General features: G+C 39.4%; 6 protein-coding genes. 4 read left to right on the top strand and 2 right to left on the bottom strand.

Annotated elements, in window-relative coordinates:
- Positions 1-156: 156 nt before the first annotated feature.
- From LEP1GSC060_RS02385 to lepB, 4 genes are all read left to right on the top strand, one after another.
- On the top strand, positions 157-1,752 hold the full coding sequence (locus LEP1GSC060_RS02385) for an LA_3751/LA_3752 family putative glycosyltransferase (RefSeq protein WP_036095221.1): 1,596 nt from the start codon (positions 157-159) through the stop codon (positions 1,750-1,752).
- A gap of 136 nt (positions 1,753-1,888) precedes the next feature.
- Positions 1,889-3,445, top strand: a complete 1,557-nt coding sequence (locus LEP1GSC060_RS02380; RefSeq protein ID WP_002995315.1) for an LA_3751/LA_3752 family putative glycosyltransferase — start codon at positions 1,889-1,891, stop codon at positions 3,443-3,445.
- 217 nt (positions 3,446-3,662) lie between these two features.
- Positions 3,663-5,393 (top strand): LA_3751/LA_3752 family putative glycosyltransferase, encoded by a 1,731-nt coding sequence (locus LEP1GSC060_RS02375; RefSeq protein WP_002994895.1) that lies wholly within the window; start codon positions 3,663-3,665, stop codon positions 5,391-5,393.
- A 71-nt stretch (positions 5,394-5,464) separates the two neighbouring features.
- The gene (gene lepB, locus LEP1GSC060_RS02370) at positions 5,465-6,031 is read left to right on the top strand and encodes a signal peptidase I (protein WP_036095220.1); all 567 of its coding nucleotides are present in this window, start codon (positions 5,465-5,467) and stop codon (positions 6,029-6,031) included.
- Positions 6,032-6,117: 86 nt separating this feature from the next.
- On the opposite strand, the gene LEP1GSC060_RS02365 is transcribed toward lepB, so the two are convergent.
- Together LEP1GSC060_RS02365 and LEP1GSC060_RS02360 are read right to left on the bottom strand one after the other, a co-directional pair.
- Positions 6,118-6,711, bottom strand: coding sequence for a TetR/AcrR family transcriptional regulator (locus LEP1GSC060_RS02365; RefSeq protein WP_036095219.1), 594 nt, complete (start codon positions 6,709-6,711; stop codon positions 6,118-6,120).
- An 88-nt stretch (positions 6,712-6,799) separates the two neighbouring features.
- Positions 6,800-7,477 (bottom strand): hypothetical protein, encoded by a 678-nt coding sequence (locus LEP1GSC060_RS02360; protein ID WP_002994871.1) that lies wholly within the window; start codon positions 7,475-7,477, stop codon positions 6,800-6,802.
- Between the last annotated feature and the right edge of the window lie 27 nt (positions 7,478-7,504).

Below are 7,504 nucleotides of genomic sequence, written 5' to 3'. Positions count from 1 at the left end.
CAGATTGACCTAGGAAACAATCTCGATAAGCTGACTTCGATTCGGAATCTTCTTTTCCATAATACGATCGTTTCCTTTTTCGGCAAACGTATCGAAAGCGATCCGATTTAAAGTTCCGTTTTGATTCTTAGAATTTTGGATTTTACAAATAAATCAATGATCTCGAAACTGAAAGTTCCTCTCCTTCGATTCTTCCAAAACAAATATTTTTCCGTCGCAGCCGCGTTTGTATTTTCGTATTTTCTATACTTGACGATTCCTCCGAAATACCTTCTTTCCGCGGATCATTACGAAAAATTTATTTTAGGAAAATCAATCTATCTAAGCGCCTTTGGATCGTTAGACGTCTTTTATCCGGGATGGGAATTCGATCCGGAACTAAGGTTCAGCCTACTCAAGATGTCGATCGTAAACGGTCATAAGATCGTCGCCTTTCCGATTTCATTAGGAATTCTTTATGCGTTTGTTTTTCCTTTCGGAGGAGTTTACGGAATTTATTTTCTATCCGCGCTTTTGATCGGGCTCGTTTTGTTTCTGATCGGAAAGGAATTTGAGATTCCGTCCTCGCGGATTTTTTTATTTTCCATTTTGTCGCCGGTCGTTATGAACGCTTATCTGTTTATGGACGTCGGAGTCGGATTATTTCTTTTTACGTTCGGGATCGTTCTCTATCAAAGATCCAAAAAAAATCGATCCGTTCTTTTGGCCGTTGTCGGGGGATTTTTATTGTCCCTAAGTTATTGGTTTCGACTGGAATATCTGATCTTTATCGGACTTTATTGGACATACGAGGGGATTTTTCGTTTTTCAATCTCCAAAGGAGATGAAAGTCGAAAGCGATTTTTTCTGACCTCGGCGGTTCTTATACTTTTGTTCGGCGGTTACTGCGGGTTCAATCAGTCGTTTTTTCATTCCCCTCTCGGTCCGAGATACGACGCAAACTACGGCTCCTCCGGGGGTCTCAATCTATTTAAGAATTTTATAAATCTCTTATTTTACGGAAATCTTAAGCTCGGCCTTTTCGGATACGCTCCGTTTTTATTCGTCGGTCTATTGTTGTTTCTTTTTTCGTTCTCAAAAAACTGGAAAAGTCTTTCCGAAAAAGAAAAACCGCTTTTATTCTCGTCCATTTTGGGAATTCTCGCGGCCGCAAGTATGGCGCCCAACGACGGAGGCGCCGAATTCGGATCTCGTTATTTAACTCCGGGTCTTCCGGGATTGTTCGTTCTTACATCCAGGGTGTTTTCGTTTTTGCAAACCGAAAAAATCGTCTGGAGAATTCCTTACTACGCGCTCCTTACGATTTCCATTTTGCCGACTTGGATTTATTACAAGACCACAAAAGGTTTTGCAAAAAACACGAAGGAAATTCAGGAATTCATCCGCAAAGAACCCGAGGAAGACCTGCTCGTTTTTCAGAACGGTTTGATCGGAGGAATGGCGGGTGAAGGTTTGTATTTTCAAGGAAGAGTTTACCAAGCCGTGGGAGTTCCGGAACTTTTCGAACTGCTCAAAAAAATCTCCACATTCCGAAACAACCGATCGATTTCTTTTCAATACTTCGCCTATTCGAAGGAATATACGAAAGGAATGAAAAATTTGGAATACGATCCGAACACGAAAGAAGGAATGATCGATTATCTGAACCGATTCGATTCCGAGGCGATCTCCGAAATCAAATCCATTGAAATCGTAAGAAAAAAGACGATCGGAAACGTCGAAATTCTCCACGGAATCTACCGAAAAAAATAAAATTACTTTAAGCTTTTATAATTTAAAAAAAAGGAATTTACTTGTTTGATTTTTTTGGATATTCGCGAAGGTCGATTTTAATTTCCACGAAATCGCGTTTCCAATTTAATTTTCTCGCAAGGATCGAATCAAAACGATGATACAAAAAATCAAAGAACAATGGGCCGTGTGGATTCTAATCGTTATCATACCTATCCTCCATATCCGGATCGGAACTGAAAACAGTTACATCGCCGATTCCGCTTTAAAAGCCATGCAAACCGATTCTTTGATCCAAAACGGTTTTCGATCGGAAGAACTGAGATATCCCGCGCAGGAATTGGATCCTCATCACGAGGCTTTTTTTCTTCCGGGAACCGGATTTGCAAAAGAAATTCGCGGAAAATTTATCGGGCAGTACCCGATTGCGTTTTCCCTTTTCTCCTCGTCGTTTCGATTGGCGGGGGTCACTTGGAAATGGATGCCGATGATCTTATCTTTTTTTACGGTTCTTTCCCTTTATCTTCTTTCGCAAAGGATGTTTATAAGTCAAAGAACGATTTTACTCGGCTACGGAGGTACGATTCTTTTTGCTTTAAGTTTGGATTTCAGCGAATATTCGATCTACTTTCTTTTCAACGCTTTCGGTTTTTCCCGGTGGTATAGTTATCGGAACTCGAAAAACCCCCGGGATCTTTATTTCGCCTTAATCGCCTGTTCGATCCCGATTTGGCTGCGATTGGAATCGCTGCTTTTTTTAGGAAGTTTAGTACTTTCTGAAATTGTAATATCAAGGCGGAATATAAAACTTTTAACGAGAGGATTGAATCCTTTTGCGATTTTATTCTCTCTTACTCCTGCGTTTCTGTTTTTTCTCTGGAATATTTGGGATTACGGGCATATACTGGGTGTAAGATTCATTTTTAATTACGGAAACGATCACGCTTCTCTTTTGGATAGGATCCTTCGTTTTTTTTCGATCACATTCGTAAACTACGTGGACGGTATCCCTAAGTTCGGATTATTTTTCTGTTCCTCCTTTTTATTACTCCCGATCGTATATTATGTTTTTTTTAAAAACGAAAGAAACGAAAAAATCAACTTCCTGCTTACTGTAATCGGTTTTAATACGGTTTTGGTCGGAGTTCTCGCGCCCAACGACGGTATTACGATCACCGGTAGATATCTTATACTCGTCGTCATTCCCTTATTGATTCTTTGGGAGGAATGGAAACCGCACGTTTCCAAAGTTTGGAAAATTCTTTCGGTCTCTCTGATCGTTTTTTCTTTTCTGATCTCGGGTTTAATTTTAAAAATCATACAACACGCGGATAAACAGGAAAAAATCTATCGGGATTTTTTCGCTCGAAACGAAACTTCTCTCTGGATTTTTACGGACCCGATTCTTTGCGGACACGCCGGATCGGATCATCTTTCCAGGAGAATTTTATGTTTAAATTCCGAAACGAATCTGGATCGAATCGTAAAAAATCTCGGATCGGAGCCTTCGATTTCTTCATTAGCTATTTTTGAAATGAATGAAAAAGAATTCAAAAATTTTGAACACAAGGTCCCGATGATTTTACCTTCGGAATCGAAAGTGATTTTGGAAAAAAAACTGAATCTAAAATTTAAGAAAGAAAAGGACGTTACGAACTTTAAGGGAGTGGTCGCCACACGTTATGATAAACGTTTTCCGCCGAATCCCGAATGAAAGTTCGAAAAGAAAAACCGAGTTATTTTTTCGAACGTATCTTTTGAAAGTGACAAATTAGGGTTCGTTGCGATGATTTGTAGAGGTGCGATTCCGAGTAAGGGATAGTAGTAAATTCAGAAAACGTAACGTTTGATTTGGAAAGCTCTGAATTCAGAAAACTTAATATTATGTTGAATTGTGAACGCCGTAGGACAAGTTCTGATTTATATATGCGATGAAACTTAAAAAGCTCAACGAAAAGTTAAAACGTTTCTCCTTACGGCTTCCAATCCGTTCGTTCCTTGTAATTTTTTCGGCGGGAATTTTCTTTTATGTCGTGTATTATACGATTCCCGAATCCTCTTTCGCTTCCGACAGTCTCGTTAAAATTCTTCAGGCGAAAGGTTGGATCGAATCGAATTTTCAATCACAAGAAGTTCATTACTTAGGGAAGAGATTGGATCCCGATTTTAATTTCCTTTTCGTTCAAACGATTGATTCCCCTCGAGGCGATAAGATCGCACCGTTCCCTTTTGCAAATACTCTGATCACAGTTCCTTTTGTTTGGATCGGACATCCGGAATGGATTTTATATTTATCGGCGCTACTATTCGGTTTATATACGATCATTTTAAACGGAATTTCAAAACGAACTTGGATATCGATCGTTGCGGCGATCGGAACCCCTCTGTTTCATCATTTTATTTCTTTTACGGACGTTGCAGTTGCGGCTACTCTGGTTCTATCGGGAATTCTAATTCTTTACGACGACAATCCTCTTTTTTTCGGAAATCGTTTTTCTCATACGATTTTTTCCGGGGTCTTGTTCGGTTTTGCTTGTTGGTATAGACCGGAAGTTTTGATTTTAGTCGTGTGTTTGGTAAGTTCGACGTTCACAATCAAAACATTTTCTAAAGAGGGACGTTCTCACGAGGAATTAAAGCGGATCTTTTCGGTTTCCTTCGGCTTCACGTTATCGTTTTCCATATTTGTACTTTATAATTTTATAAATTACGATTCTATTTTGGGCCCAAGGATCTCCTCGAACGATACGATCTTGGATCTCGATTTTGCTACCAAAATTTCGGACATTCAAAGTTTACTTTTTGCGGGAAGCGGTCGTTTGGGTTTGTTGGGTTATTGCCCTTGGTATTTTTTTATCGTTTTATTCGGTATTTGGAAATGGAAAAAAACAAACGAGAACGTTAAGATTTGGATCCTTACTTTCGGTTTGAATCTGATTTTAGTGAGTATTCTTACTCCGAACGATTCCAATATCGACTGGGGCTCTCGGTATTTGACTTGTAGCATTTTTATCCCCCTATTGCTTTTGAAAGAGATTAAAATTCCAAACAATCCGAAGAATATTTACGAGTTGTTTCAAAATACGAATTTTCTATCGGAACAAGATCTGAAATCGCAAAAAGGCGAACACTCTGCAATACGATTCGGAGAGAACATCGCGCCGAATCCGGGGAGTGGGACAACCGTAGAGAAACCGGAAATCCTTGGCGATGCCAAGGGCAACCGATTTAAATACGACGGTCTTATCGGAAAAATAAATTATAAAAATATAATATTATTGGCGTTCGGAATTTTAATCGTATATACTGTTGACGTAAATTTACGAGTCATAAAACTGATGAGAAGAATTTCCGTCCAACTCGCGCGTATTCAATCGGAAATCCCTTGGGATTCGTCCAAGGTTTTCATCACTCGAAAACTCAATATCGCCAATACGTTCGGACTCAATTATATTTCTCAAACGATTCTTTTGATCAAAGATCCGAAAGATTTGGCGCAAATTCTCCGATCACATCCGGAGGAAAAGTTCGTCCTGATCGAAGATCAGTGGGATAAGTCCTTATCCGAGTTCGCCAAAAATAAATTTGCCGGTAAATTGAAAATCACCAAGATTAAAAACTCTCACGGTCTTTTACGATTTACCGAAATCCAATCTCCATAACGGACTTTTTCGATTTGCCACCTTAAATAAGACTCGAAAAAATGTATTAGGGTCTTATGAAAAATCTCGTAATGAATGAGAATATAAGAAAATACTTACGTATTATTCTTCCCGTTTTTCTTTCTTTGTTTACGATTCTTTTGATACGGATTTTTTTATTTCAAATTTACTTCATTGCAGGTTACTCGATGGCTCCTTCTTATAAGGAAGGAGATTTAATTTTAGTCACAAAACTCGGTTTTCCGGCCCGCATCGGAAAATGGGAAATCTCTTTCCTGGAAGGTCGGGTAAACCGTTTCGAGGTTCTCGTTTTGGACGGGCTTGAGGAAGAGTTGAGTTTAAAAAGAGTCGTCGGACTTCCCGGGGATTATTTCCGTTTTGAAAACGATCGAGTCCTAATCAACGACGGACCTCTTCAAGAGACGTTCTTAAAACCGGGTTTTAAAACGATCGCACCTTCTCTTTCGATGATTCCTATGACCGCGATCAAAGGTAACGTTCCGATCGGAGACGCGGGTAGAATTCCTCCCGGTTACTTTTTAGTGTTAGGTGATAACCGAGAGAACTCGACGGATTCCAGGAATTACGGTCTCGTTCCGTTTCAAAAATTGAGGGGAAAGGTTTGGATTTTTTTATAAGAGCCCTTCGAACGCCAATGCGAAATCGATCTATGTATCAAAATTCCGAATATTCAAATATTAGAAATTAATCGTTAGTTGCGGCCTTAAAACTCCAAAATCAACCGGACCCTTTCTTCCAAACTGCGAACCCGATCCAAGTATAAAGCCTCCACGGAACAGGCGAGAATCAAACTGTGTAAAAGATCCACACAAAGGGAAAGTTTTTCTTCTTTCATTCGAATCTTTTCGTTTCTTTGAAAAGCGACTTCGAGTAATTTTCTATATTGGCTACCGTATCTTTCGCTGTATTCGTTTTGTAAATTTACGGGGGCGGAATAAATCAGACTGAAGGGCAATCTTGCCTTATCGGGATAGACTTTTGCGACTTCGGCGACCGCCTTGAATATGGAAATCACTTCAACGTTCAGACCTTGATCTCGAACGATTTTCCTTCTGATCTCGTTGAGAATGAGTAAGTGTGTAGTGATCAAAGCCTTTCTAAAAAGATTTTCTTTGGAATGAAAATGATGATAAATACTGGGCTGTTCTAAGCCGCACTCTTTGCTGATTTCCCTTAGGGATGTTCCGTGAAAACCCTTTCGTGAAAACGCGATCGCAGCGCCCTCTAAGATTCTTTCACGTGAATTTTTATAGTCTCTATTTAGGGGATATAGAGGACTTCCGTCTTTTCTTAACACTTTTTCGCTAACTCCGGAATTACGGACCTCCACTTACGGAACGATCCTAAAACCCTTTTCAAATATCATAATATTCCATCATTCAACGTCAAAATTCTTTTTTAAAAACCTCAAAATAATTCCTAGTCTCGTTCGGAATGATGGAAGGATAAGGTCCGAAGCCCGGATTATTTTGGTTGGGATTATATTTGCCTTTATCGTCTTTTTTATTTTTGCCGGCTTGATAACTTATCAAGGTGCTGAATAAAAGTTCGAAATTTGCAACGTTTGAAGTAGAGTCTTCTAAAGTGATTTCGACTAAAAAATGATTCCCCGAACTCGTGTAATCGAACTCGTAAAAGAAAACCGGATCGGCATACGCGGAAAAAATAGCAGCGATCTTCTTATCTTTTTTATCACTTCTATAAATTTGAACCAGAAAAGAATGAGCGGAGTCGTCGTGCGCCAAACCGATTCCCAACTTATATTTTTGAATCCCTTCTTCTTGGATAAATGGAAGATGAATTTTATAAATAACCGAGTTGCCTTTGAAGACCGCGCCGTTGAATTGATGTTTTTTGTCTATGTTATATCCGGAATCCTGTAGATTTCTTCTGACTTCTTCCAAATAAACCCTGAGTTCTCTTTTTCCTTCGACGGACTTTCCCGAGACGGAAGTTCCGGCGGGCGTTTTATCCTGAGGAGCCAGGGAATTCGGAAGGTAGAAAATCGTCAAAAAGAGTATTAAGGGGAAAAATCCGATGGATTTGGAAATTGATTCGTTCATTTGATTCTCTTCTTCCGTAGCGTACTC

The organism is Leptospira weilii serovar Ranarum str. ICFT, assembly GCF_000332415.1.
Taxonomy (GTDB): domain Bacteria; phylum Spirochaetota; class Leptospiria; order Leptospirales; family Leptospiraceae; genus Leptospira; species Leptospira weilii_A.
Note: the sequence above shows the minus strand (reverse complement) of the source record. Positions and strands in the feature narration are given on the sequence as shown.

What these genes read in the sequence shown, in the direction of transcription:
- LEP1GSC060_RS02385 (WP_036095221.1), top strand. Translation starts at nt 157, where the DNA reads ATGATCTCGAAACTGAAAGTTCCTCTCCTTCGATTCTTCCAAAACAAA.
- LEP1GSC060_RS02380 (WP_002995315.1), top strand. Translation starts at nt 1,889, where the DNA reads ATGATACAAAAAATCAAAGAACAATGGGCCGTGTGGATTCTAATCGTT.
- LEP1GSC060_RS02375 (WP_002994895.1), top strand. Translation starts at nt 3,663, where the DNA reads ATGAAACTTAAAAAGCTCAACGAAAAGTTAAAACGTTTCTCCTTACGG.
- lepB (WP_036095220.1), top strand. Translation starts at nt 5,465, where the DNA reads ATGAATGAGAATATAAGAAAATACTTACGTATTATTCTTCCCGTTTTT.
- LEP1GSC060_RS02360 (WP_002994871.1), bottom strand. Translation starts at nt 7,477, where the DNA reads ATGAACGAATCAATTTCCAAATCCATCGGATTTTTCCCCTTAATACTC.